The organism is Stutzerimonas sp. S1, from assembly GCF_025966695.1.
Lineage (GTDB): Bacteria > Pseudomonadota > Gammaproteobacteria > Pseudomonadales > Pseudomonadaceae > Stutzerimonas.
In genome coordinates, this window is the sequence record NZ_JAOEIY010000002.1 from 495509 (window position 1) to 518669 (window position 23161).

General features: G+C 64.2%; 19 protein-coding genes. 8 read left to right on the forward strand and 11 right to left on the reverse strand.

The window, feature by feature from the left end:
• Window positions 1–87 precede the first annotated feature (87 nt).
• The 4 genes from pqqC to N8H22_RS06215 form a co-directional block, all read right to left on the reverse strand.
• Window positions 88–840: a pyrroloquinoline-quinone synthase PqqC gene (gene pqqC, locus N8H22_RS06200; RefSeq protein ID WP_264589737.1), complete on the reverse strand. Its 753-nt coding sequence runs from the start codon at window positions 838–840 to the stop codon at window positions 88–90.
• Window positions 841–918: 78 nt separating this feature from the next.
• Entirely contained in the window at window positions 919–1830 is a 912-nt protein-coding gene (gene pqqB, locus N8H22_RS06205; protein WP_264589738.1) for a pyrroloquinoline quinone biosynthesis protein PqqB, read from the reverse strand.
• Window positions 1831–1877: 47 nt separating this feature from the next.
• On the reverse strand, window positions 1878–1949 hold the full coding sequence (gene pqqA, locus N8H22_RS06210) for a pyrroloquinoline quinone precursor peptide PqqA (RefSeq protein ID WP_003291121.1): 72 nt from the start codon (window positions 1947–1949) through the stop codon (window positions 1878–1880).
• A gap of 327 nt (window positions 1950–2276) precedes the next feature.
• On the reverse strand, window positions 2277–3797 hold the full coding sequence (locus N8H22_RS06215) for an aldehyde dehydrogenase family protein (protein WP_264589739.1): 1521 nt from the start codon (window positions 3795–3797) through the stop codon (window positions 2277–2279).
• Window positions 3798–4341: 544 nt separating this feature from the next.
• On the opposite strand from N8H22_RS06215, the gene pqqD reads away from it, so the two are divergent.
• From pqqD to N8H22_RS06240, 5 genes are all read left to right on the forward strand, one after another.
• Complete coding sequence (gene pqqD, locus N8H22_RS06220) at window positions 4342–4638, forward strand: pyrroloquinoline quinone biosynthesis peptide chaperone PqqD (protein WP_264589740.1); 297 nt, start codon at window positions 4342–4344, stop codon at window positions 4636–4638.
• Window positions 4607–5752, forward strand: a complete 1146-nt coding sequence (pqqE, locus tag N8H22_RS06225) for a pyrroloquinoline quinone biosynthesis protein PqqE (protein ID WP_264589741.1) — start codon at window positions 4607–4609, stop codon at window positions 5750–5752. The genes pqqD and pqqE overlap by 32 nt, the downstream gene beginning before the upstream one ends.
• 85 nt (window positions 5753–5837) lie before the next feature.
• Window positions 5838–6341, forward strand: a complete 504-nt coding sequence (locus tag N8H22_RS06230; RefSeq protein ID WP_264589742.1) for a urate hydroxylase PuuD — start codon at window positions 5838–5840, stop codon at window positions 6339–6341.
• The gene (gene serC, locus N8H22_RS06235) at window positions 6322–7422 is read left to right on the forward strand and encodes a 3-phosphoserine/phosphohydroxythreonine transaminase (protein WP_264589743.1); all 1101 of its coding nucleotides are present in this window, start codon (window positions 6322–6324) and stop codon (window positions 7420–7422) included. The genes N8H22_RS06230 and serC overlap by 20 nt, the downstream gene beginning before the upstream one ends.
• Window positions 7415–8269 (forward strand): phosphoserine aminotransferase, encoded by an 855-nt coding sequence (locus tag N8H22_RS06240; protein WP_264589744.1) that lies wholly within the window; start codon window positions 7415–7417, stop codon window positions 8267–8269. The genes serC and N8H22_RS06240 overlap by 8 nt, the downstream gene beginning before the upstream one ends.
• Before the next feature lie 3 nt (window positions 8270–8272).
• Here the strand turns inward: N8H22_RS06240 and glgB are convergent, their stop codons facing one another.
• From glgB to N8H22_RS06255, 3 genes are all read right to left on the reverse strand, one after another.
• On the reverse strand, window positions 8273–10489 hold the full coding sequence (gene glgB / locus N8H22_RS06245) for a 1,4-alpha-glucan branching protein GlgB (protein ID WP_264589745.1): 2217 nt from the start codon (window positions 10487–10489) through the stop codon (window positions 8273–8275).
• Complete coding sequence (gene treS, locus N8H22_RS06250) at window positions 10482–13808, reverse strand: maltose alpha-D-glucosyltransferase (RefSeq protein ID WP_264589746.1); 3327 nt, start codon at window positions 13806–13808, stop codon at window positions 10482–10484. The genes glgB and treS overlap by 8 nt, the downstream gene beginning before the upstream one ends.
• Before the next feature lie 144 nt (window positions 13809–13952).
• On the reverse strand, window positions 13953–15965 hold the full coding sequence (locus tag N8H22_RS06255) for an alpha-1,4-glucan--maltose-1-phosphate maltosyltransferase (RefSeq protein ID WP_264589747.1): 2013 nt from the start codon (window positions 15963–15965) through the stop codon (window positions 13953–13955).
• A gap of 352 nt (window positions 15966–16317) precedes the next feature.
• Between N8H22_RS06255 and N8H22_RS06260 the strand changes: the two genes are divergently transcribed.
• Window positions 16318–16482, forward strand: coding sequence for a hypothetical protein (locus N8H22_RS06260; protein ID WP_264589748.1), 165 nt, complete (start codon window positions 16318–16320; stop codon window positions 16480–16482).
• A 16-nt stretch (window positions 16483–16498) separates the two neighbouring features.
• Here the strand turns inward: N8H22_RS06260 and ligD are convergent, their stop codons facing one another.
• From ligD to N8H22_RS06280, 4 genes are all read right to left on the reverse strand, one after another.
• Window positions 16499–17413, reverse strand: a complete 915-nt coding sequence (ligD, locus tag N8H22_RS06265; protein WP_264589749.1) for a non-homologous end-joining DNA ligase — start codon at window positions 17411–17413, stop codon at window positions 16499–16501.
• A gap of 17 nt (window positions 17414–17430) precedes the next feature.
• Complete coding sequence (locus N8H22_RS06270) at window positions 17431–18390, reverse strand: Ku protein (RefSeq protein WP_264589750.1); 960 nt, start codon at window positions 18388–18390, stop codon at window positions 17431–17433.
• Window positions 18391–18406: 16 nt separating this feature from the next.
• Window positions 18407–19264, reverse strand: a complete 858-nt coding sequence (locus N8H22_RS06275; RefSeq protein WP_264589751.1) for an SDR family oxidoreductase — start codon at window positions 19262–19264, stop codon at window positions 18407–18409.
• A gap of 94 nt (window positions 19265–19358) precedes the next feature.
• Window positions 19359–20375, reverse strand: a complete 1017-nt coding sequence (locus N8H22_RS06280; protein WP_264589752.1) for a zinc-dependent alcohol dehydrogenase family protein — start codon at window positions 20373–20375, stop codon at window positions 19359–19361.
• 262 nt (window positions 20376–20637) lie between these two features.
• Here N8H22_RS06280 and N8H22_RS06285 point away from each other — a divergent pair, with 262 nt between their 5' ends.
• Together N8H22_RS06285 and mexE are read left to right on the forward strand one after the other, a co-directional pair.
• The gene (locus tag N8H22_RS06285) at window positions 20638–21555 is read left to right on the forward strand and encodes a LysR family transcriptional regulator (protein WP_264589753.1); all 918 of its coding nucleotides are present in this window, start codon (window positions 20638–20640) and stop codon (window positions 21553–21555) included.
• Between the two features lie 302 nt (window positions 21556–21857).
• A complete protein-coding gene (mexE, locus tag N8H22_RS06290) occupies window positions 21858–23087 on the forward strand; it encodes a multidrug efflux RND transporter periplasmic adaptor subunit MexE (protein WP_264589754.1) in 1230 nt (409 codons plus the stop codon).
• Window positions 23088–23161: the final 74 nt, after the last annotated feature.

The following is a 23161-nucleotide window of genomic DNA, read 5'->3' on the forward strand; positions in this document are numbered from 1 at the left end:
AAACACGCGCAGCGCTTCCCGCCACTGTTCACTACGGTGGAAAAGACCTGTGGTCGTTTTCCACCCTACGCTGCCGATCCGCGGCGCTTACAGCGCGATGCCCTTGTGCCAGACGCGCTCGGCGGTCACGGTGTGGTACGGCGGGCGATCCAGCTCGTAGGCCATGCTCATGGCGTCGAGCATGCTCCAGAGCACGTCGAGCTTGAACTGCAGGATGTTCAGCATGCGCTCCTGAGCTTCTCGGGTGCGGTAATGCTCCAGGGTGATGCGCAGGCCATGCTCGACGTCGCGCCGCGCCTCTTTCAGCCGCTTGCGGAAATAGTCGTAGCCGGAGGCATCGATCCACGGGTAATGCTGCGGCCAGGCGTCCAGGCGCGACTGATGGATGGTCGGGGCAAACAGCTCGGTCAGCGAGCTGCTGGCCGCTTCCTGCCAGCTGGCGCGACGGGCGAAGTTGACGTAGGCATCCACCGCAAAGCGCACGCCGGGCAGCACCAGCTCCTGCGACAGCACCTGCTCGCGATCCAGCCCCACCGCTTCGGCCAGGCGCAGCCAGGCTTCTATGCCGCCCTCCTCGCCGGGCCGACCGTCGTGGTCGATGATGCGCTGGATCCACTCACGGCGGGTGTCGCGGTCCGGACAGTTGGCCATGATCGCGGCGTCCTTCACCGGAATGCACACCTGATAGTAGAAACGGTTGGCGACCCAACCCTGGATCTGCTCGCGCGTGGCCTGCCCGGCATACATCGCCCGATGAAACGGATGATGGATGTGGTAGTACTCGCCCTTGGCGCGCAGCGCCTGTTCGAATTCGGCGGGGCTCATGGCTGGCAGGTTCATGGCGCAATTCCTTTCTTATCGTTCTGTTTTGGTTCGACCGACGCGGGTGGTCCCTGCCGGTTAAAGGTCCAAGCAGCGTTACAGCTCGATGCTCATGCCGTCGAAGGCGACTTCGATACCGTGCTCTCCGAGGATTTCCCGCTCGGCGGAGTCCTCGTCGAGGATCGGGTTGGTGTTGTTGATATGGATAAGCACCTTGCGCGGCGCCGGTAGCCCGTCGAGCACCTCGATCATGCCGCCCGGGCCGCTCTGTGGCAGGTGGCCCATCTCGGTTCCGAGCTTGTCGCCGACCTCACGCAGGCGCATTTCGTCGTCGCGCCAGAGGGTGCCATCCACCAGCAGGCAGTCGGCGCGGCGCATGATCGCCAGCAACCCATCGCTGATCTGCCCCAGTCCCGGCGCATAGAACAGCGTGCCATTGGTGTTGCGATCCTCGATCAGCAGGCCGATGTTGTCGCCCGGATGCGGGTCGTTGCGATGCGGTGAATACGGCGGCGCCGAACTGCGTAGCGGAACAGGCGTGATCAGCAGGTTCGGGCACGCCGGAATGACGAAACTGCCCTGCAGCTCGATGCGATTCCACTTTAGCCCGCCATTCCAGTGTTCCAGCATGTTGAACAGTGGAAAGCCGCTGGTCAGATCCTGATGGACCATCTCGGTGCACCAGACCTGATGCGGGCAGCCTTCGCGCAGGGTCAGCAGCCCGGTGGTGTGGTCGATCTGGCTGTCGAGCAGGATGATCGCGGCGATGGCGGTATCCCGTGGCTTGCGGGCCGGCTGCAGCTTGGGAAAGCCTTCCAGTTGGGCGCGGATGTCCGGCGAAGCATTGCACAGAATCCAGTCCTCGCCGTTGTCGCTGATGGCGATGGATGACTGGCTGCGCGCCTGGCCTCGCAGCGTGCCGGCACGCAAACCGGCGCAGTTGGCACAGTTGCAGTTCCACTGCGGAAAACCACCGCCCGCGGCGGAGCCGAGAATCTGGATGAACATGGGCTACCCCTGAAAACGAAGCCCCGGCCGGAGCCGGGGCGGGACGATCAACGATTGGCGAAATACATCGTCACTTCAAAACCAATGCGCAGATCGGTGTATTCGGGTTTAGTCCACATGGCTCGATCCTCTTCTTATGCGTGGCGCCGGAAATGCCCGGCACCCTCATTAAGCACCCTGTCCGCCACCGGCAGAATGGTACTTTGGAAGTAGATATCAACCTGCCTTCGTAGTGCCCCGGATTGCCCTCAAACCAGACGAATGCCATGTCCGGATCAGCCGTGCAGGTATTTCTCGCGCATAAAAAAACGCGGCATGAAAGCCGCGTTGCGAAACGAGCCAGTCGGACGACAGAAGGGAGAAACTGTCCGCAAAGGCCCTGCACCGAGCGGTGCCTGGCAAAGTAACCGGCGCGGCGGGAGCGCGCTGCGCCGGAGCCCATCCAATCAGAAGAAGCCGAGCGGATTGATGTCGTAACTGACCAGCAGGTTCTTGGTCTGCTGGTAGTGGTCGAGCATCATCTTGTGAGTTTCGCGGCCGACGCCGGATTTCTTGTAGCCGCCGAACGCGGCATGTGCCGGGTATAGGTGGTAGCAGTTGGTCCAGACGCGACCGGCCTTGATGCCACGGCCCATGCGATAAGCGCGATTGATATCACGGGTCCACACCCCGGCCCCCAGGCCGAACTCGGTATCGTTGGCGATGGCCAGCGCTTCGGCCTCGTCCTTGAAGGTGGTGACGGCCACCACCGGCCCAAAGATTTCCTCCTGGAATACGCGCATCTGGTTGGTGCCCTTGATCAGGGTCGGTTGCACGTAATAACCGCTGGCCAGGCTGCCCTCGAGCTTCTCCGCAGCGCCACCGGTGAGAATCTGGCCGCCTTCCTGCCGAGCGATGTCCATGTAGGAGAGGATCTTGTCGAACTGCTGCTCGGACGCCTGGGCACCGACCATGGTTTCGGTATCCAGCGGATTGCCCCGCTTGATTTGCTGGATCTTCTTCATCACCACTTCCATGAAGGGCTCGAAGATCGACTCCTGGATAACTGCACGCGACGGGCAGGTGCAGACTTCGCCCTGGTTGAAGAAGGCCAGCACCAGGCCCTCAGCGGCCTTCTCGATGAACGCGGGCTCGGCCTGCATGATGTCTTCGAAGAAGATGTTCGGGCTCTTGCCGCCCAGCTCGACGGTGCTCGGAATGATGTTCTCGGCGGCGCAACGCATGATGTGCGCGCCAACCGGGGTCGAGCCGGTGAAGGCGATCTTGGCGATGCGGGTGCTGGTGGCCAGCGCTTGACCGGCTTCGCGACCGAAGCCCTGGACGATGTTCAGCACGCCCGGCGGCAGCAGATCGCCAACCACTTCGATGAATACCATGATCGACAGTGGGGTCTGCTCGGCCGGCTTGAGCACGATGCAGTTACCGGCAGCCAGCGCCGGAGCCAGTTTCCAGGCCGCCATCAGCAGCGGGAAGTTCCACGGGATGATCTGACCGACCACGCCCAGCGGCTCGTGAAAGTGATAGGCGGCGGTGTGCTCGTTGATCTCGGCGGCGCTGCCTTCCTGCGCACGGATGCAGCCGGCGAAGTAGCGGAAGTGATCCGCAGCCAACGGTACGTCGGCGTTCAGCGTTTCGCGCACGGCCTTGCCGTTGTCCCAGGTTTCGGCGACCGCGAGCTTTTCCAGGTTGGCTTCGATGCGATCGGCGATCTTCAGCAGAATCAGCGCGCGGTCCTGCACCGAAGTCTTGCCCCAGGCATCGGCGGCGGCATGGGCGGCATCCAGCGCACGCTCCACGTCTTCGGCGCCCGAACGCGGGAACTCGGCGATCACCTCACCGTTCACTGGCGAGGTGTTGACGAAATATTCACCTTTGACCGGCGGCACGAGTTCACCACCGATGTAGTTGCCGTAGCGCGGCTTGAAGGAAACGACGGCGCCTGCAGTACCGGGTTGGGCGTAGATCATGTTGGGCCTCTCTTTTTCTGCTTGTCGGAGCCCGCACCAGAACCGGCACAGGGCATGGACCGATCTTAGGCAGCGCCCTCTCACCGCCGGTATGCACCCATGGCAGCGGAGCCCTCCTCATTTGGTAGTAGATGCCAACGACGCTGGAGCGCCCGGTTGGCGCGGCGCGCCGGCTTAGCAGCTACGCATGGCCACGCAAAAAAACTCGTCAGTGTAGGTCGTATCGCGCACTCGAAATTGACCATGAACAAGGGCGACACCTCGCAGCGCAAATATTTCTCCGCGGCAAGAAAAGCGCGACCAAATGCCCGGAAAACCGACCCCAAAGTCTTATTAGTCGCCCCTGCAAAGCGCCTTAGTTTCGAGCTGCGACATCGCTGTTCCTGAAAACAATCTGATCGAGGAGATACGCCATGCAGTGGATCAATCCGGACTTCTGCGACCTGCGTCTGGGCTTCGAAGTCACCGCGTACGTCTACGTGCGCTGAGCCCCTGGCCGGCGTGGTGGTGCAAGCCTTCACGCCGGTCGAGCGAGGAGATGGATATGACGACAACAACAAACATATCGCCGGCCAGCTGCTACGAGATTCGCCCACCCTTCCTGTTCCGCTGGGAGGAGTCGCAGCAGGCCCACGTGCTGCTCTACCCCGAGGGCATCGTCAAGCTCAATGCCACCGGCGGCGACATCCTCAAGCGCTGCGACGGCAAGACCAGCGTCGCCGAGCTGATCGAACAGCTGGGCCGCGATTACCACGCATCCGATATCGACGCGATCGGCAAGGGCGTACTGAATTTCCTGGAGGTGTCCCATGGCAAAGGCTGGATCCGAGCTAAGGCTTGATGGCAGCGGCAATCCGGTCTGGCTGTTGCTGGAGCTGACCTATCAATGCCCGCTGCAGTGCGTGTTCTGCAGCAACCCGCGCAACTTCGCCGACTACCGCCCGCATGAGCTGAGCACCGCCGAATGGATCGACGTGATGGCGCAGGCCCGCGCGATGGGCGCCATGCAGATCGGCTTCTCCGGCGGCGAACCGACCTTGCGCAAGGATCTGGAGACGCTGGTCGCCGAAGCCGACCGCATGGGCTACTACACCAATCTGATCACCTCCGGCATTGGCCTGACCGAAGCGCGCCTGCGCGCCCTGAAGGATGCCGGCCTGCGCCATATCCAGCTGGGCTTCCAGTCCACCGACCGCAACGTGGCGCGCGAGCTGGCCGGCGTCGATGCCTGGGAGCGCAAGCTCGGCATGGCGCGGCTGATCAAGTCGCTGGACTTCCCGATGGTGCTCAACGTACCGATCACCCGGCAGAACATCAGCCAGATACCGGACATCATCGATTTTGCCGTCGAGCTGGGCGTCGAGTACCTCGAACTGGCCAACGTGCAGTACTACAACTGGGCGCTGCTCAACCGCGACGCCCTGATGCCAACCCACGCCGAACTGCAACGCGCCGAGGATCAGGTGCAGCGTGCGCGCGAGCGTTACGGCGATCGGCTGACGATCTTCTTCGTCATCCCCGACTACTACGAAGGCCGGCCCAAGGCCTGCATGAACGGCTGGGGGGCGATCCACGTCACCGTAGCACCGAACGGCGATGTGCTGCCCTGCTCGCAGGCCAGCAACTTCAAGAACCTGACCTTCCCCAACGTGCGCCAGCAGCGCCTGGAAGAGATCTGGCACGACTCGCCGGTGTTCAACCTTTACCGCGGCGATGCCTGGATGCCCGAGCCGTGCCGCAGCTGCGACGAGAAGGAAAAGGACTTCGGCGGCTGTCGCTGTCAGGCCTTGCTGCTCACCGGCAACGGTGCCAACACCGACCCGGCGTGCAGCAAGTCGCCGCACCATCAGCTGATCCAGCAGGCCGTCGCGCTGGCGCAGGACGCCACCCGCCCGCAAGGCACGCTGATCGCCCGGCAGGCCAGCCAGGGGGTGGAACTTGAAACTGCCCCATGACTCGTTCGGCGGCACCGTCAGCGCGGGCCTCGCGCTGACGCTCGGCTGCTACCTGCTGCTGCGCGTGCTGATCTAGGAGAGATCGATGCAACTGTCCGTCTTCGATGTGCTAGCGCGTTACGCGCACCTCGTGTTCGCGCTGGTGTGGGTTGGCCACAACTACGCCAACTTCATCCAGAACCCGCGCTTCGTGCCGCTGCAGAACGGCATCGACACCGCCACGCTGAACCGCGATCTGGAGGTACGGATGAAGCGCGAGCACGGCATCTTCCGCTATGCCTCGCTGGTGGTCTGGGCCTCCGGGATGTTCATGCTCTGGCAGCGCGGCTGGCTGGTCGATGCGCTGCTGCTGCAAGGCCCGCTGGCGGCGATCGGCCTGGGTGCCTGGATCGGCACGGCGATGCTGCTCAATCTCTGGCTGGTGCTCTGGCCGCATCAGAAGAAACTGCTCGGCTTCGTTCCGGCGACGCTCGAAGAGCGCGTGATCTGTTCGCGGATCACCTTCCTGTCCTCGCGCAGCAACACCATCCTCTCGTTTCCCCTGCTGTTCCTGATGGCGGCCGGCGGTCATGGCCTGCACCTTTTCTGAACAGGCCGAGCGCTACAGCTTCGCCGCCGGTCCGGCAATGCTGCCGCGCGAGGTGCTGAACCAGATCCACGAGGAGCTGCCGGACTGGCAAACCAGCGGCTTCTCGCTGCTGGAGCAACCGTTCACCAGCCCGGCCTTCAAGCAGCTGATGAGCGAAACTGAAGAGGAACTGCGCGCATTGCTGGCGATTCCCGCCAACTATCGCGTGCTGTTCATGCAGGGCGGCGCATCGGCGCAGTTCGGCCTGGTGCCGCTCAACCTGCTGCAAGCCGGACAGCGCGCCGACTACCTGGAAAGCGGCCACTGGGCCCGCAAGGCCATCACCGAGGCACGCCGGCATGGACCGGTCAACGTGGTGGCGAGCGGTGCGGCGGAGGGCTTCACCGCCCTGCCCGCCGTCGAGACCTGGCAGCTCGATCCCTACGCCGGCTACTGCCACCTCACCAGCAACGAAACCGGCAACGGCCTACAGCTGCACCATTTCCCGCAACTGTCGGTGCCGCTGGTGGCGGACATGACCTCTGACTTCCTCACCCGCCCCGTTCCCGTCGAGCGCTTCGGGCTGATCTACGCCAGCGCACAGAAGAACGTCGGAGTCGCCGGGCTATGCCTGGTCATCGTCCGCGACGACCTGCTGCGTCCGCCAGCACCCGGGCTGCCCGCAGCGTTCAGCTATGCGGTGCAGGCCGAGCAGCAGAGCCGCTTCAATACACCACCGACCTTTGCCCTCTATGTCGCCGCGCTGATGCTGCGCTGGATCGCCACAAACGGCGGTCTCACCGCGATGGCGGCAAGCTGCCGCGAAAAAAGCCAATATCTATACGCCTGCCTCGACCGCAGCGAGTTGTATCGCTGCCACCAGCGCGAGGAGGATCGTTCAACCGTCAACGTCTGCTTCGAGCTGCGCGAGCCGGCGTTGCTGCCGCTGCTGCTCGCCGAGGCCGAACAGGCCGGGCTGCATCATCTGGCCGGGCACGCGGCCATCGGCAGTCTGCGTGCCAGCCTGTACAACGCCATGCCACTGGCGGGCGTCGAGCGGCTGGTCGCCTTCCTGCAACGTTTCGAGCGTGAACATGGCTGAGCGCAACATGACCGTGCGCCGGCTGGGCCAACGGCTGGCACTGCAACTGGCCTGCGCCGCCAGCTATCTGCCGGCGACCCGCAGTCGTGCGCAAGCGGTAGATGTCATGGGCTTGCGCTTCCCCTCACCCGTGGGCATCGCCGCCGGGTTCGACCGCAGCGGCCGGCTCGGCCGGCGCGCCGCACGGCTGGGTTTCGGCTTCACAGAAGTCGGCAGCTGCACCTCGGCCGAACTGTTCGAGATGCGCCCGCCCAACGCTGGCGGACGCGCCCTGGTCGGCCTCAATCTGAGTCTCGACCCAACCCGATCTTCGGCTGAACTGTGCGCCGATCTGACGCTTGCCTGGGCGCAGGCCGATTACCTGATGCTGAACCTGATCAGCCCGCTCAGCGCGCCGCTGCTGGCGGACGAGCGGCGTGCGCAGCTGATCGACCTGCTGCGCGCGCTGCGCAATCGCGCGCATGCATTGAACAGTTGTGGCCCCCGCCGCGTGCCGCTGGCGGTCAAGCTGCGCAGCCTGCCCGGCCAGGTCCCGCTGGCGCTGGCCGAAGTGCTGCTGGAGCTCGGCTTCGATGGTCTTCTCGCCGCTCATGACCCCGGCCCGCCGGCGACCCGCCAGCGTTACGTCAACTGGCAGAACGACGAACAGCAGCATCTGGCCTGTGCGCAGATCGAGCAGTTGCAGCGGCTTTGCGGCAACCAGCTGGCGCTGATGTCGGTGGGCGGCGTGCAGACCGCCGCTCACCTGCAGGCGCGCATGGCAGCCGGCGCGCGCCTGGTTCAGGTGCACAGTGCGCTGCTGCACGAAGGCCCGTACATTGCGCGCCGGCTGCTGGTGAAAGGCTGAACGTCAGCCCTGCGGGCGCAGCATCACCACCCCGAGCGGCGGCAGCGTCAACAGCAACGACCGTTGCTCGCCGTGACTGGGCAGCGCTTCGGCCAGCAGGCCGCCGCCGTTACCGACATTGGAGCCGCCGTAGCATTCGGCATCGCTGTTGAAAATCTCCAGCCAGCGGCCTTCCAGCGGCACGCCCACCCGATACCCTTCCCGCACCACCGGGGTGAAGTTGGCGACCACCAGCAATGGATGGCCGGTGGTGCTGCGCCGCAGCCAGGCGAACACGCTGTTGTTACGGTCGTCACCGATCAGCCACTGGAAGCCCTGCGGATCGCAATCGAGCTGGTGCAACGCCGGCTCCTGGCAGTACAGGCGGTTCAGATCGCGAACCAGATGCTGCGCACCGCGGTGATCGGCCTCGTCGAGCAGGAACCAGTCCAGCTCGCGGTCGTGATTCCATTCGCGCCACTGACCGAACTCACTCCCCATGAACAGCAGTTTCTTGCCTGGATGCGTCCACATGAAGGTCAGATAGGCTCGCAGGTTGGCGAACTGTTGCCAGCGATCGCCCGGCATCTTGTCAATCAGCGAGCCCTTGCCATGCACCACTTCGTCATGGGAAATCGGCAGCACGAAATGCTCGGAGAATGCATACACCAGGCCGAAGGTCATGCGGTCATGGTGATAACGACGGTTGATCGGGTCTTCCTGAATGTACTTGAGCGTGTCGTGCATCCAGCCCATGTTCCATTTGTAGGAAAACCCCAGGCCGCCCTCGCTGGTTGGCTTGCTCACGCCGGGGAACGCGGTGGATTCCTCGGCGATCACCAGCGCACCGGGCGCCTCCAGCGCCACCACATCGTTCAGGTGACGGAGAAAATCGATTGCCTCGAGATTCTCTCGGCCGCCGTGGCGATTGGGAATCCACTCGCCCTCGTTGCGCGAATAATCGCGGTAGAGCATCGATGCGACCGCATCCACGCGCAGCGCATCGACATGGAACTCGCGCAGCCAGTGCAGCGCCGAGGCCAGCATGAAGCCGTGCACTTCGGTGCGGCCGAGGTTGTAGATGTAGGTATCCCAATCCTGATGGAACCCTTCGAACGGGTGCGCATATTCGTATAGCGCGGTGCCGTCGAACTCACCGAGGCCGTGGGCATCGGTGGGGAAATGCGCCGGCACCCAGTCGAGGATCACGCCGATGCCTGCGCCGTGACAGGCATCGACGAAGGCGGCGAAGTCGTGGGCCGTGCCGTAGCGGGCACTCGGCGCGAACTGCGAGAGCAGCTGGTAACCCCAGGATCCGCCGAACGGATGCTCCATGATCGGCATCAGCTCGATGTGCGTGAAGCCCAGGTCAACCACGTAGGGGATCAGCCGCTCGGCCAGCTCGTGCCAGTTATACAGCCGCCCGCCATCGCCGCCTTCGCGACGCCAGGAGCCGGCATGCAGCTCGTAGATGCTCATCGGCGCGTCGATCGCCTGACGTGCCGGTCGTTGCTGCAGCCAGGCTTGGTCGTGCCATTCGTATTCCAGCGGACGCGCGATCACCGACGCAGTGCCCGGTGGATGTTCGGTGGCCAGTGCCACCGGGTCGGCCTTCAGCGGTAGCACGCCGTCAGGGCCGAGAATCTCGTACTTGTAGGCGTCGCCCGGTTGCAGACGCGGGATGAACAACTCCCACACGCCAGAAGGAAAGCGCAGGCGCATCGGATGGCGCCGGCCGTCCCAGCCATTGAAGCTGCCCACCACCGAGACCCGCCGCGCATTCGGCGCCCACACCGCAAAGCGCACACCCGGTACTCCCTCGACCGTCACCACCTGAGCGCCGAACACCCGGCCGATCTCCCGGTGGTTGCCCTCGGAGAACAGGTGCATGTCCACCTCACCCAGTTGCGGGCCGAAGCTGTACGGATCCTCGGTGATCTGCTCGCCGCCGGCCCAGCGAATCCTGAGCAGGTAGGGTTGCGGATTACTCAGACGAATGACGAAGAAGCCCGGCACCTGCCCCTGCTCCATGCTGCCCAGCGCGTTGATGCCGGAACGATCGAGCACATCGACGCCAAGCGCGTTGGGCAGGTAGGCGCGAATCACCAGGCCGTCGCCGTCGGAATGCGGCCCGAGAATGGCGAAAGGATTGCCGTGCTCGGCCCGGACCAGCTCGTCGACATCCACGTCGCTGGGCAACAGGTTCTCTCCGGGCATGGTCACGGCCGGACGATCACTCATTGGAACCTCCACTGGAAAGCTGTTGAGCCAAGGCTGCCAATCCCTGTAGCGGGACGGACAGCCAGGCCGGACGATTCTCTGCCTCGTAGGCCACTTCATACGCGGTCTTGTCCAGGCTGAACAGCATCAATGCCGCCTCGGCGCCATCCGCGTCGCGCCAGGCATGCGGCAGGTCGCTGGTCGCCTGCCGATAGGCATCGAGGAAGACCTCGCGCGCGCTTCGCCGGTAGCTTTCGGCGATGGTGCGGCGCGCCTGGTCGGCCTCGGCCGAGCTGTCGCTGACCTGGGCATTGCGGATGGTCATCGCCGCCGCATACTCGAACGAGCGCAGCACCCCGGCGACATCCTTGAACGGACTCAGCTTTCGACGACGCTGCTCCAGCGGCCGCGACGGCTCGCCTTCGAAGTCGATGAAATACGCATCACCGTGGGCCACCAGCACCTGCCCCAGATGCAAGTCGCCGTGCACGCGCATGCGCACGCCTCCGAGAGTTCTAGCAGCCAGACGTTGCACTTCGGCGATCAATTGTTCGCGCTGTCCGAGCAGCTGGTCCACCAGTACGGCATCCTTGCGCTCCAGATCGCCCCGGTGATCGCCAAGCAGCGTCAACGCGCGCTCCAGCTCGGCCGTCACCGCCTGTGCCCATTCCTGCGCATGGGCTTTTTTCGTCGGCTCGAGAGCAAAGGCGGGATCATCCGCGGCACCGGCCAATACCCGATGCATCTCGCCCAGACGCTGACCGAGCAGCTGATTGAAGTCTTCCAGTTCCGCCAGCGCGCTGTACTGGTTCTCATGCTCCGACACGCCGCCGGCGAGCTGGTCACGCACCGCGCGGTCGAGGGTATTGATCGACCACTCCCAGGCGTCGCCCTGATTGTCCAGGTAACGCTGCACCACGATCAGCGCATGCGGATCGCCGTTCTTGTCGATCCGGTTGACCTGACCGAGCATCGCCGAGATGTGAGTGAACCCCTGCGCGGTGAGGAACCGGCCCATTTCCAGTTCCGGATGGATGCCCGGTGCCACCCGACGCAGCAGCTTGATCATCATGGCGTGGCCGATGATCGCCGAGCTGTTCGACTGCTCGCTGGACAGGTAGCGCACTTCGGCGTCGCCCGGCAGCTCCACTTCCTCCAGCTGAGGCATGGGTTCGAAGCGAATCTCGCCCTCGCCACAAGCCAGCACCAGATGATCGCGCAGGCCCTGGATGACTCCGAACACGAACTGATCGAGGGTGAAGGCATCAGTCAGCAGCCCGACCTGCGAACCACGGCGAACCCGCGCCATCGCCAGTTGCTGCGGCAGCGCATTGCCGAAGTCCGCTTCGGCCAGGTAACCCAGCGGCAGCTGGTAGAGCTCGGTGCGCCCGGCGCTTTCTACCGCAATCTCGCTGAACAGCACCGGGCGTTGCGGATTGCCGAAGGGCACGCTGTAGCAGATCTTGATCGAATCGATCGGCGCGTCCTTGCCGGCGAACCAGCGCCGTTTGGGCAGATAGGCCGGCAGCGATTCGCTCTCCAGGATGCGCTTGCAGGCGCTGTTGAGGGTATCCAGACGCTGGAAGACCAGGGTACGGAAGTCCGGCATGGTTTCCACCGGTTCCTGGTGCCAACTGGGCATCTGATGGGTCGTGGCGAGCTGGAACCAGTAGAAGCCGTAGGGCGGCAATGTCAGCAGGTACGGCAACTGGCCGATGGGCGGAAAGGCGCTGCCACCGAGCATTTCCACCGGCACCATGCCGGCGTATTGCGACATTTCCAGCTCGGCTGCCTGCGCCGAGCGCGAAACATTGGCAACGCAGAAGATCAGTTCGGTTTCGCCACTGGGTCCGGTGAATTCGCGCAGATAGGCCAGGATGCGCCGATTGTTCGGCGCCAGCATTTTCAGCGTGCCGCGGCCGAACGCCTTGAACTGCTTGCGGATGGTCAGCATGCGCCGCGTCCAGTTGAGCAGCGAATGCGGGTCGCGCTGCTGCGCCTCGACATTGACGGTGTAGTAGCCGTAGAGCGGGTCCATGATCGGCGGCAGCACCAGGTTCGGCGGATCGGCACGGGAGAAACCGCCGTTGCGGTCCACCGACCACTGCATCGGCGTACGCACGCCGTCGCGGTCGCCAAGGAAGATGTTGTCGCCCATGCCGATCTCGTCACCGTAGTAGATCACCGGCGTACCCGGCATCGACAGCAGCAGGCTATTGAGCAGTTCGATGCGCCGACGGTCACGTTCCAGCAGCGGCGCGAGTCGACGACGGATGCCCAGATTGATCCGCGCGCGCTTGTCCGAGGCGTAGTAGTTCCACAGGTAATCGCGCTCCTTGTCGGTCACCATTTCCAGGGTCAGCTCGTCGTGGTTGCGCAGGAAGATCGCCCACTGACAGTTGTCCGGAATGTCCGGCGTCTGGCGCAGGATGTCGGTGATCGGGAAGCGGTCCTCCTGGGCGATGGCCATGTACATGCGCGGCATCAGCGGGAAGTGAAAGGCCATGTGGCATTCATCGCCAGGCCCGCCGTTCTCGCCGCCGAAGTACAGCTGGGTGTCCTCCGGCCACTGGTTGGCCTCGGCCAGCAACATGCGGTCGGGATAGTTGGCGTCGATCTCCGCACGGATCTGCTTAAGCACCACATGGGTTTCGGGCAGGTTCTCGTTGTTGGTGCCATCGCGCTCGACCAGGTAGGGAATGGCATCCAGGCGCAGGCCGTCGATGCCGAGATCCAGCCAGTAGCGCATCACGCTGAGCACCGCCTTCATCACCTGCGGATTGTCGAAATTGAGGTCCGGCTGGTGCGAATAGAAGCGGTGCCAGAAGTACTGCTGGGCCACCGGGTCCCAGGTCCAGTTGGACTTCTCGGTATCGAGGAAGATGATCCGCGTGCCCTGGTACTTGTCGTCGGTGTCCGACCACACGTAGAAGTTGCGTGCCGCCGAGCCCTTCTTCGCCTTGCGTGCGCGCTGGAACCAGGGATGCTGGTCGGAGGTGTGGTTGATGACCAGTTCGGTAATCACCCGCAGGCCGCGCTTGTGTGCCTCATTGATGAAGCGCCGGGCGTCGGCCATGTCGCCATAGTCCGGGTGCACGCCGCGGTACTCGGCGATGTCGTATCCGTCGTCGCGGCGCGGTGACGGGTAGAACGGCAGCAACCAGATGGTGTTCACCCCGAGGTCGGCGATGTAATCGAGTTTCTCGATCAACCCGGGAAAGTCGCCCACCCCGTCATTGTTGGAGTCGAAGAAGGATTTCAGGTGTACCTGATAGACCACCGCGTCCTTGTACCAGAGCGGGTCTTTGATGAAGGCGGCGGGTTTGCGTGCTTTTGCCATGTCTTCGTTCCTTATGTGGCCCCGCACCGGCTGCCTGACGTTCGCGGCAGGGGCTGGAATTCTCGGCGTCGAATCATCGAATCGTTGTTCGATACATGCCTTAAGTGACTGAAATCGCTGCAACTCCAGCGCACAGTTGAGGGATCACTTCAGGTCTGGATCGACCGGCGCCGCAGTCAGGCGCCAGATGCCGAACGGCAGGTGTGCCGGGTCGATGCGCATCCATTGGGTCTTGCCGTACCAGGTCCAGCGGTGGCCGTTCATCAGGTCCTCGCCCTGGGTATGCGCATCGTCACGCAAGCCCAGCTCCCACAACGGCAACTCGAAGTGCGCCTCCTGCGGGTGATGCGGATCGAGGCTGATCGCCACCAGGATGAAATTGCTGCGATCTTCGGTGCGCTTGCCGAAGTAGAAGATGTTGTCGTTCCAGGCCAGGTAGGGCTGGAAACCCAGGTGCGTCTGCAGCGCCGGGTTCTGTCGGCGGATGCGGTTGAGCTGGGCGATCTCGGCGACGATGTTGCCCGGTGCGTGGTAGTCGCGCGGGCGGATCTGGTACTTCTCCGAATCCAGGTATTCCTCCTTGCCGGGGATCGCCGCCGCCTCGCACAGCTCGAAGCCGGAATACATGCCCCACAGCCCCGACCCCATGGTCGCCAGCGCCGCGCGGATGAGAAAACCGGCGCGGCCGGAGTCCTGCAGGAAGAACGGATTGATGTCCGGTGTGTTGACGAAGAAGTTTGGCCGGTAACAGTCGCGCAGCGGTGCCTCGTTGAGTTCGCTGAAGTACTCGGAAAGCTCCGCCTTGCTGTTGCGCCAGGTGAAATAGGTGTAGCTCTGGTTGAAACCGACCTTGCCCAGGCGCGCCATCATCGCCGGGCGGGTGAAGGCCTCGGAGAGGAACATCACGTCCGGATCGCGCTCGCGGATATCGGCGATCAGCCACTCCCAGAACGGCAGCGGCTTGGTGTGCGGGTTGTCCACGCGAAAGATCTTCACGCCCTGCTCCACCCAGTGCCAGACCACATCGCGCAGAGCGATCCAGAGATCGGGCATGGCGTCTTCGGCGTAGAAGTCGACGTTGACGATGTCCTGGTACTTTTTGGGCGGATTCTCGGCGTACTTGATGGTGCCGTCCGGACGCCAGGAGAACCAGCCTGGATGCTCCTTGAGCCACGGATGGTCCTGCGAGCACTGGATGGCGAAATCCAGCGCGATCTCCAGGCCGTGCTCGGCCGCCGCGGCGACCAGCGCGCGGAACTCCTCGTGGGTGCCGAGCTGCGGGTGGATGGCATCGTGGCCACCGTCCTCGTTGCCGATGGCGTAGGGACTGCCGGGGTCGTTCGGGCCGGCCTCCAGGCTGTTGTTCGGCCCCTTGCGAAAGGAGCGGCCGATGGGGTGAATCGGCGGGAAATACAGCACATCGAAGCCCATGTCGCGGATCGCCGGCAGGCGTTTGATCACGTCGCGGAAGGTGCCGTGACGATTCGGGTCATCGGTTTCCGAACGCGGGAAGAGTTCGTACCAGCTGGCGAACTGCGCTCGTGTGCGCTCGACTTCCAGCGGATATATCGGGCTGTGGCTGCAATGCTCGCGCGGGTCGGCATCGGCCATCGCCGCCGCGGTTTCGTGCGCCAGCAGCAGCGAGACACGCTCGTCTTGCAGATGGGTCATGTCCAGGCGATGCAGCAAGTCGTCGAGTATCGCGCGGGTCTCGCCGTGGGCTCGCTGCGCGGCGCGTTGCAGGTGCAGACGCCCCTCTTCCAGCTCGACGGAAATCGCAACGCCGGCAGCATGCTTCTTCGACAGCTCGTAGCGGTAGCTTTCGAACACATCCCACCAGGCCTCGATGCGAAACTCGTGGGACGCCACCTGCGTTGCAGTGAACTGGCCACTCCAGCTGTCATTGCCCAACGGCTTCAGCCGGGCGCGTCGCCAGTTGTCCTCGCCGCGAACTCGCCAGCACACCGCCGCGGCCAGCTGATCGTGGCCGTCCGCGAAGATCTTGCTGGTCACGGTCACCGCCTGCCCGATGATTGCCTTGGCCGCAAAACGCCCGTTCTCCACCACCGGCTCGGTGGATTCGATCGCGATTCGCCCCATCTGCAGGGCTTCTTCAAGGCGGGGGTGAAGCGGCGCAAGGGATTGTGCATCGGTCATCGGCGGGCTCCTGAAGCGTTGCGATGCGGCACAGGCCCTCCCGGCACACGGCTACGGTGGTCGAGCTGAACGGTTGCCGCAGAAAAACCGGCGCTGGGCGTGCGCAGGCTCTCTTCTTCCGAGCCGAAGGGGTGGGGAAAAGTTCAGCCGGATTCGGTACTTGACCGCCCGCATGGCAGCACCGCGCGGAGGGGCTGCGTTGACGGTCAAGGGCCTCTAGACTGGAGCGCACCGCCGGTCGCCAGGCCGGCTGGCGGCGATGGCCGGGCGGAACTTCGCGACGGGCCGTTGCCTCCATCCAGAACGCTCGCTCTGGCGAGCCCGAAATCCGTGGTATGGCAGGAGAGATCCAATGACCCACGCACGACCCGATGTACCTCAACCCGATCCTGTGGTGCATGACAAACCGGGCGATGTACCGCAGGTGCCCTGCGCCGATGAGCTGGACGAGAACAAGCCGGGTGCGCCCTACGGCGGCCAGACCGTGGCCGACCCGGACGACCAGCAGCCCTCCTGAACGCTCGCTGCCCCGCTCATTCGGCATCGAGCTTCGCCAGCATCGTGCGGGTCAGACGCTGGCGCACCACTCCCTGTCTCGCCCAGGGGTCGCAGCGTAGCGCAGCCAGGCGTTGGGCCAGATTAGCCACGGTCCACTGTGCCGCACTGCCTAACTCATTCAGCTCGTCACGCGCAATCGGCACGGACACTGGCAGCCCGGGGCGAGCGCGGACCGAATAGGCGGCGACCGTGCTGGCACCTTTCTGATTGCGCAGATAGTCGACGAAGATCCTGCCGACACGGTTCTGCGGCCCCATCTTCGCTGCGATGCGCTGGGGTGCCTGGCGCGCCAGATACTCGCTGAACGCACGGGAAAAGCATCGCACCTGCTCCCACTCATGCCGGCGATCCAGCGGCACCAGGATGTGCATGCCACGCCCGCCGCTGGTCTTGATGAAGGCATCGAGCCCAAGTTCGTCCAGCAGTTGCAGGGTCATGCGCGTGGCATCGACCATCCGCGCCCAGGGCAGCGCGGGATCGGGGTCGAGATCGAAGATGATCCGGTCCGGCCGCTCGATGCGGTCACTGCGCGCGTTCCAGGTATGAAACTCGACGGTGCCCATCTGGACCGCCTCGAGCACCGCCTCGGCATTGTCGGCCTGCATCAGCCGGGCGTGGTCGGGGTCTAGCGCGCGGTCGAGCAGACGCATGTGCGGCATCTTCAGCCGCCCGCAATGGCGCTGGAAGAATGTCTCGCCGTCGACGCCGTCCGGTGCACGTACCAGCGACAGCGGGCGCTTGGCGAGCTGCGGCACCAGCCAGCGGTCGATGCGTTGATAGAACTGGGCCAATTGCAGCTTGGTGGTGCCGCTGCAAGCGTCGATGACCCGCTGCGGGTTGCTGATCCCGACCGAACCAACCAGCGGCCGACGACCACGCGACTGCGCCATTGCCCCTCCGCTACCTGTCAGCTGGCCTTCTTGCTGGTCTTGCTTGCGGCCGGTTTGCGGCTGCGCGACTCACTGGCCTTGGTCGCAGCCTTGGGTTTGGCGGCGGCTTTGTTCGCAGGCTTCTTGGCCGCGGGCTTCTGCGCCTGCGCGTTCTCCTCATCCTCGTCGGCGGGCGCCTTGGCTTTGGGCTTCGCCGCCAGACTACGCTTGAGCAGCTCGGTAAGGTCAATGACATCCGCCGAGCGGCGGTCCACCGCCTCTTCCGGCCCGCCCACCGCCTCGAGTTTGCCTTCGCGGGCCTTCTTCTCCACCAGTTCCATGATCTGGTCCTGGAAGGTGTCCTTGTACTGTTCGGGCTTCCACTTCTCGCTCATGTCCTCGACCAGCCGCTTCGCCATCTCCAGTTCGCGTTCGGCGAGATCAGGATCGAGCGCCTCGTCCTTCAGTTCGAGGTATTCCACTCCACGCACCTCGTCGGCCCAGCGCAGGGTATTCATCACCAGCGCCTTGCCCAGCGGCATCACCACCGCCAGATGTTGCTTGTTACGCAGCACCACATTGGCGATACCGACCTTGCCGGTCTGGATCAGCGTCTCGCGTAGTAGCGCATACACCTTCTCGCCCCGTCGTTCGGGCGTCAGGTAGTACGGCGTGTCGATGTAGAGGAAGGAGATCTCCTTGGCATCGACGAAAGCAACGATGTCCAGCGTCTGCGTGGCCTCGGGGTGCGCCGCCTTGATCTCTTCGTCGCTGAGTACGATGTAGTGGCCCTTCTCGTACTCGACGCCCTTGACGATGTTCTCGCTGTCGATGTCTTCGCCGGTGGTCTTGTTGATGCGCTTGTAGCCGACCCGGTCCATGCTGCGTTTATCCAGCCAGTCGAAGTCGATGCCCTGGCGGGTGGTGGCCGGCACCAGCGCCACCGGGATGTGGACCAGACCAAAACTGACAGCACCTTTCCAGATCGTGCGGGGCATAGTTCCTCCTTGCGGTTCAACCGTTGACCACGGTGCCGCCGTTGACGTGCAGCACCTGGCCACTGACATAGGCCGCGTCACTGCTGGCGAGGTAGACATAGGCCGGTGCGACTTCATCCGGCTGACCAGGCCGCTTCATCGGCGTGTTGGAACCAAAGTGCGCCACCTCTTCAGCATCGAAGGTCGAGGGAATCAGCGGCGTCCAGATCGGCCCCGGCGCCACGCCGTTGACGCGAATGCCGCGCTCAGCAAGGTTCATCGCCAGCGAGCGGGTGAACGCGGTGATCGCCCCCTTGGTGGCAGAGTAGTCGAGCAGGTGCGGACTGCCCTTGTAGGCGGTCACCGACGTTGTGTTGATGATCGACGCGCCCTCGCCCAGATGCGGCAACGCTGCCTTGGTCAGCTGGAACATGCCGAAGATGTTGGTGCGGAAAGTCTTCTCCCACTGCGCTTCGCTGATGTCTTCCAGCGACTTCTGCGGGTGCTGCTCGGCGGCGTTGTTGACCAGTATGTCGAGCTTGCCGAATGCAGCGAGGGTTTCGTCGATGACCTTGCGGCAGACATCGCGGTCGGCCACGTCGCCGGCGAAGGTCAGGCAACGCCGGCCGTGCTGCTCAACGGTGTTGCGGGTCTCCTCGGCGTCCTGATGCTGATCGAGGTAGAGAATGACCACATCGGCACCTTCACGAGCGAACAACACCGCCACCGAGCGGCCGATACCACTGTCGCCACCGCTGATGATGGCGACCTTGCCAGCGAGCTTGCCGGCAGCCCTGTACTCGGCGCCACGAAACTCCGGGCGCGGATGCATCAGCCCCTCCTTGCCAGGTTCGGGTTGTTCCTGAGGGGGCAGGGTCTGCTTTTCGTCGGCCATGCAAAAAATCCTCCGTCAAGGTCAATAGCCTGTCTTCGGAGGACTGGGAAGCCGCGGGAAAAGTTTCTGCCAGGCGATGAGAGGGTCGCGGCGCTTAGTCGACGGTCAGTACCACGCGCCCGCGGGGAATGCCGCTTTCAACGTAGTGATGCGCTTCGACGACCTGTTCGAAGGTGAACACCCGATCGACCTGGGGCCGGAGCAGGCGGTCCGCGGTCAACTGATTGATGTGTTGCAGCGCGCGCTCGACGGCCTCGCGATTCTGCTCGATGCCAAGTTCCGGCTGTCCGGTGAAGTCGCACAGGCAATGCAGGAAGAACTTGAAATTCTTCTTGAACGCCGCGCAGGCGGGGAACGCCGTTTCGTTACCGCCATTCATTCCGTAGAGAATGAGCTTGCCGAGCGGTGCGATCACATCCCCCAGCAGTTTCATCTGCGAGCCGCCACAGGCGTCCAGCACAACCTCGACGCCACGCCCGCCGGTGATTTTCTGCAGCCGGCCGACCAGATCCTCGTCCTCGGTGACGATCACCGTTTCGGCACCGAGCTCATGCAGATAGCTGCGGTCGGCAGCGCTGTCGCAGCTGGCGATCACCCGTCCCCCCAACGCCTTGGCCAGCTGCACTGCCGCCGGCCCGGTGCAGTGGTTGGCCTGGGTGATCAGCACGTATTGTCCGGGCTCCAGCTGCGCCAGTTCGACCAGCGCGAAGTAACTGACCAGCAGCGGCGTGTAGTGCACTGCCGCCTCACTGGCGCTGAGCATGCCTGGGTAGTGCACCAGGGCCTGCTGCGGCAGCAGCGCCTGTTCGGCGTACTGCGGGTACTGATTGAGATCGTGGGCCGGAAAACTCGCCACCCGGTCGCCCACGGCAAAGCCCTGAACGCCCGGGCCGACCGCAATGACTTCGCCGGCTGCTTCGCTACCTAGCCCCGCCGGCAAGCGCGCATGACGTGGTGCGAGGTCCTGGCGCCAGAGCACATCGTTCCAGCTCACGCCGATCGCATGGACGGCGAGCAATACCTCGCCTGGCCCCGGCACGGGAGTGTCCCGCTCCTCGAAACGCAGGACGTCGGCAGCGCCGAACTGATGGAACCGGATGATGCGGGACATTGCGACCCCTCGCCTTACTACTGTGCAAACGGACTCTATCGTCAGTATCGTCACAACTCCAGCCAGCGGCGCGTCTTTCCATTGATAGTTGCCATGCACCGTAATGATGGAACTGCGTATGTATCCGTGCTGCACCTTGCAGCTTTGTGCATTTCGAAAGCGGAATCGGGCATGCCTTGGGTAGCCGAAGCTGTCTAGAATGCAGACCACCCCCAGAGCCGGACACCTCCTGGTCCGGCTGCAGGCTCGACGTGAATCAGGTATGAATCGCAACGATCTTCGCCGTGTTGACCTCAATCTGCTGATCGTCTTCGAAACGCTGATGCACGAGCGCAGCGTCACACGCGCGGCGGAGAAGCTATTCCTCGGTCAACCGGCGATCAGCGCCGCGCTGGCTCGCCTGCGCGCGCTGTTCGACGATCCGCTGTTCGTGCGCACCGGACGCAGCATGGAACCCACTGCCCGAGCGCAGGAAATCGCCCAGCTGCTGTCGCCCGCGCTGGACTCGATCTCCACTGCGGTCAGCCGTGCCTCGACCTTCGATCCTGCGACCAGCAACCAGGTGTTTCGCATAGGCCTGACCGACGAGGTGGAGTTCGCCCTGCTGCCGCCCCTGCTGCGCCGTCTAAGGGCCGAAGCGCCCGGCGTGGTGCTGGTGGTGCGCCGCGCCAATTACCTGCTGATGCCGGGCCTGCTCGCCTCCGGCGAGATTTCGGTGGGCGTTTGCTATACCGAGGAGCTGCCGGCCAACGCCAAGCGCAAGGTGCTGCGCCGGCCCAAGCCCATGCTGTTGCGCGCGGACAGCATTCCGGGGCGCATCAGCCTTGAGGACTACTGCGCGCGCCCGCATGCAATGGTTTCCTTCGCCGGCGATCTCACCGGCTATATCGACGAAGAACTGGCGCTGCATGGCTGCAAACGCCGCGTGGTGCTGGCGGTTCCGCAATTCAACGGTTTGTCCGCCCTGCTCGCCGGCACCGACATCATCGCCACCGTACCGGACTATGCCGCCGCCGCGCTGGTGGCCCACGGCGGTCTGCGCGCCGAGCCACTGCCGTTCGAGACCAGCCATGACTTCGAACTGTCCATGGCCTGGCGCGGCGCTCAGGACAACGATCCCGCCGAACGCTGGCTGCGCTCGCGCATCCAGATGTTCATCGGCGATCCCGACAGCCTGTAGGGTGGAAAACGGCGCAGCCTTTTCCACGCGTCTCCCCGCCCCTGCACGCCGCCACGCCTTTCTCGACTTCACTGCCGATTCCTAGCGCAGCACCGGCTGCCAGCCGACGCGGCCGATCGACGCCGCGAATCGGTGGAAAAGACCTGGCGGTCGTTTTCCACCCTACCGTTATCGCGTGCTGCTGATGATCTATCCGCAACCATCATCGCCAGTGATATTCACCTTCGGCTCGTTCGATTTCTGCCTGACGAACTGACCGCGCAGACTCCCGCCATCAACAAATCCGACTTGCGGAGTCAAGCATGGAACGTTCGCTCAACGCCTTGCGTTTTCCCCTCATTGCCCTAACGGTGCTGATCACCGCCGCCTGCGGCAAGGCACCGGAGGCCACTCAGTCGGGCATGCCGCCGCCAGCCGTCAGCGTGGCCGAAGTCATCGAGCATCAGGTGACCGAGTGGGACGAAGTCACCGGGCGTCTGGAGGCGCCGGAATCGGTGGAGATTCGCCCGCGCGTGTCCGGCTTCATCGACAAGGTGGCGTTTGACGAAGGCGCGCTGGTGAAAAAAGGCGACCTGCTGTTCCAGATCGACCCACGGCCGTTCCAGGCCGAGGTCAAACGGCTGCAGGCGCAGCTGCAGCAGGCTCGCGCCACGCAGCAGCGTACTGCCACCGAAGCCGAACGCGGCCAGCGTCTGCGGCAGAAGAATGCGATCTCCGCCGAACTGGCCGACGCCCGTGTCAGCGCCGCCAGCGAAGCGAAGTCGGCGGTCGCGGCGATCCAGGCGCAGCTGGACAAGGCCCAGCTGGACCTGTCCTTCACCCGCGTGACGGCGCCCATCGATGGCCGTGTCGGCCGCGCGCTGATCACCGCCGGTAACCTGGTCAATGCCGGCGAGGCGCTGCTGACCACGCTGGTCTCCACCGACAAGGTCTACGCCTATTTCGAAGCGGACGAACGTCTGTACTTGAAGTACCGCGAGCTGGCGCGACAAGGCGACCGCGGCGAGACCACGCCGGTCTACCTCGGCCTGTCCAGCGAGGATGGCCACCCGCATCTCGGCCACATGGACTTCATGGACAACCAGGTCGACCCGCGCACCGGCACCATTCGCGGCCGCGCGGAGTTCGACAACCGTGACGGCAGCTTTACCCCCGGTTTGTACGCGCGCCTCAAGCTGGTCGGCAGCGCCACTTACGACGCCGTACTGATCAAGGACGTGGCGGTCGGCACGGACCTGGGCAAGAAGTTCGTTCTGGTCCTGGCCGAAGACGGCACCGTGGCCTACCGGCCGGTGGAGCTCGGGCCCAAGCTCGAAGGCTTGCGCATCGTCCGCAGTGGCCTGGCCAAGGGCGAGAGCATCGTGGTCAACGGCCTGCAGCGGGTACGCCCGGGCAGCCCGGTGCAGCCGGAGTCCGTGCCGATGGCCGACGCCGAGACCCTCGCGACCCTCGATCGCCAGCGCCGCGCGATCAGCGAGGCGATGAAGCCCCAGGTCGACGAGCGCACGCTGGCCCAGCGACCAAGCAGCTGACCGTCCCCCAGCAGCCCTGAACCCCGGCGCGCCAGGCGCGCCCATCCGATCGATCCGCCAGGGCGCGCCCGCCG

What these genes read in the sequence shown, in the direction of transcription:
- N8H22_RS06230 (WP_264589742.1), top strand. Translation starts at nt 5,838, where the DNA reads ATGCAACTGTCCGTCTTCGATGTGCTAGCGCGTTACGCGCACCTCGTG.
- pqqB (WP_264589738.1), bottom strand. Translation starts at nt 1,830, where the DNA reads ATGTTCATCCAGATTCTCGGCTCCGCCGCGGGCGGTGGTTTTCCGCAG.
- mexE (WP_264589754.1), top strand. Translation starts at nt 21,858, where the DNA reads ATGGAACGTTCGCTCAACGCCTTGCGTTTTCCCCTCATTGCCCTAACG.
- pqqE (WP_264589741.1), top strand. Translation starts at nt 4,607, where the DNA reads ATGGCAAAGGCTGGATCCGAGCTAAGGCTTGATGGCAGCGGCAATCCG.
- N8H22_RS06285 (WP_264589753.1), top strand. Translation starts at nt 20,638, where the DNA reads ATGAATCGCAACGATCTTCGCCGTGTTGACCTCAATCTGCTGATCGTC.
- treS (WP_264589746.1), bottom strand. Translation starts at nt 13,808, where the DNA reads ATGGCAAAAGCACGCAAACCCGCCGCCTTCATCAAAGACCCGCTCTGG.
- pqqC (WP_264589737.1), bottom strand. Translation starts at nt 840, where the DNA reads ATGAACCTGCCAGCCATGAGCCCCGCCGAATTCGAACAGGCGCTGCGC.
- N8H22_RS06255 (WP_264589747.1), bottom strand. Translation starts at nt 15,965, where the DNA reads ATGACCGATGCACAATCCCTTGCGCCGCTTCACCCCCGCCTTGAAGAA.
- pqqD (WP_264589740.1), top strand. Translation starts at nt 4,342, where the DNA reads ATGACGACAACAACAAACATATCGCCGGCCAGCTGCTACGAGATTCGC.
- N8H22_RS06280 (WP_264589752.1), bottom strand. Translation starts at nt 20,375, where the DNA reads ATGTCCCGCATCATCCGGTTCCATCAGTTCGGCGCTGCCGACGTCCTG.
- glgB (WP_264589745.1), bottom strand. Translation starts at nt 10,489, where the DNA reads ATGAGTGATCGTCCGGCCGTGACCATGCCCGGAGAGAACCTGTTGCCC.
- serC (WP_264589743.1), top strand. Translation starts at nt 6,322, where the DNA reads ATGGCCTGCACCTTTTCTGAACAGGCCGAGCGCTACAGCTTCGCCGCC.
- N8H22_RS06240 (WP_264589744.1), top strand. Translation starts at nt 7,415, where the DNA reads ATGGCTGAGCGCAACATGACCGTGCGCCGGCTGGGCCAACGGCTGGCA.
- N8H22_RS06215 (WP_264589739.1), bottom strand. Translation starts at nt 3,797, where the DNA reads ATGATCTACGCCCAACCCGGTACTGCAGGCGCCGTCGTTTCCTTCAAG.
- N8H22_RS06260 (WP_264589748.1), top strand. Translation starts at nt 16,318, where the DNA reads ATGACCCACGCACGACCCGATGTACCTCAACCCGATCCTGTGGTGCAT.
- N8H22_RS06270 (WP_264589750.1), bottom strand. Translation starts at nt 18,390, where the DNA reads ATGCCCCGCACGATCTGGAAAGGTGCTGTCAGTTTTGGTCTGGTCCAC.
- N8H22_RS06275 (WP_264589751.1), bottom strand. Translation starts at nt 19,264, where the DNA reads ATGGCCGACGAAAAGCAGACCCTGCCCCCTCAGGAACAACCCGAACCT.
- ligD (WP_264589749.1), bottom strand. Translation starts at nt 17,413, where the DNA reads ATGGCGCAGTCGCGTGGTCGTCGGCCGCTGGTTGGTTCGGTCGGGATC.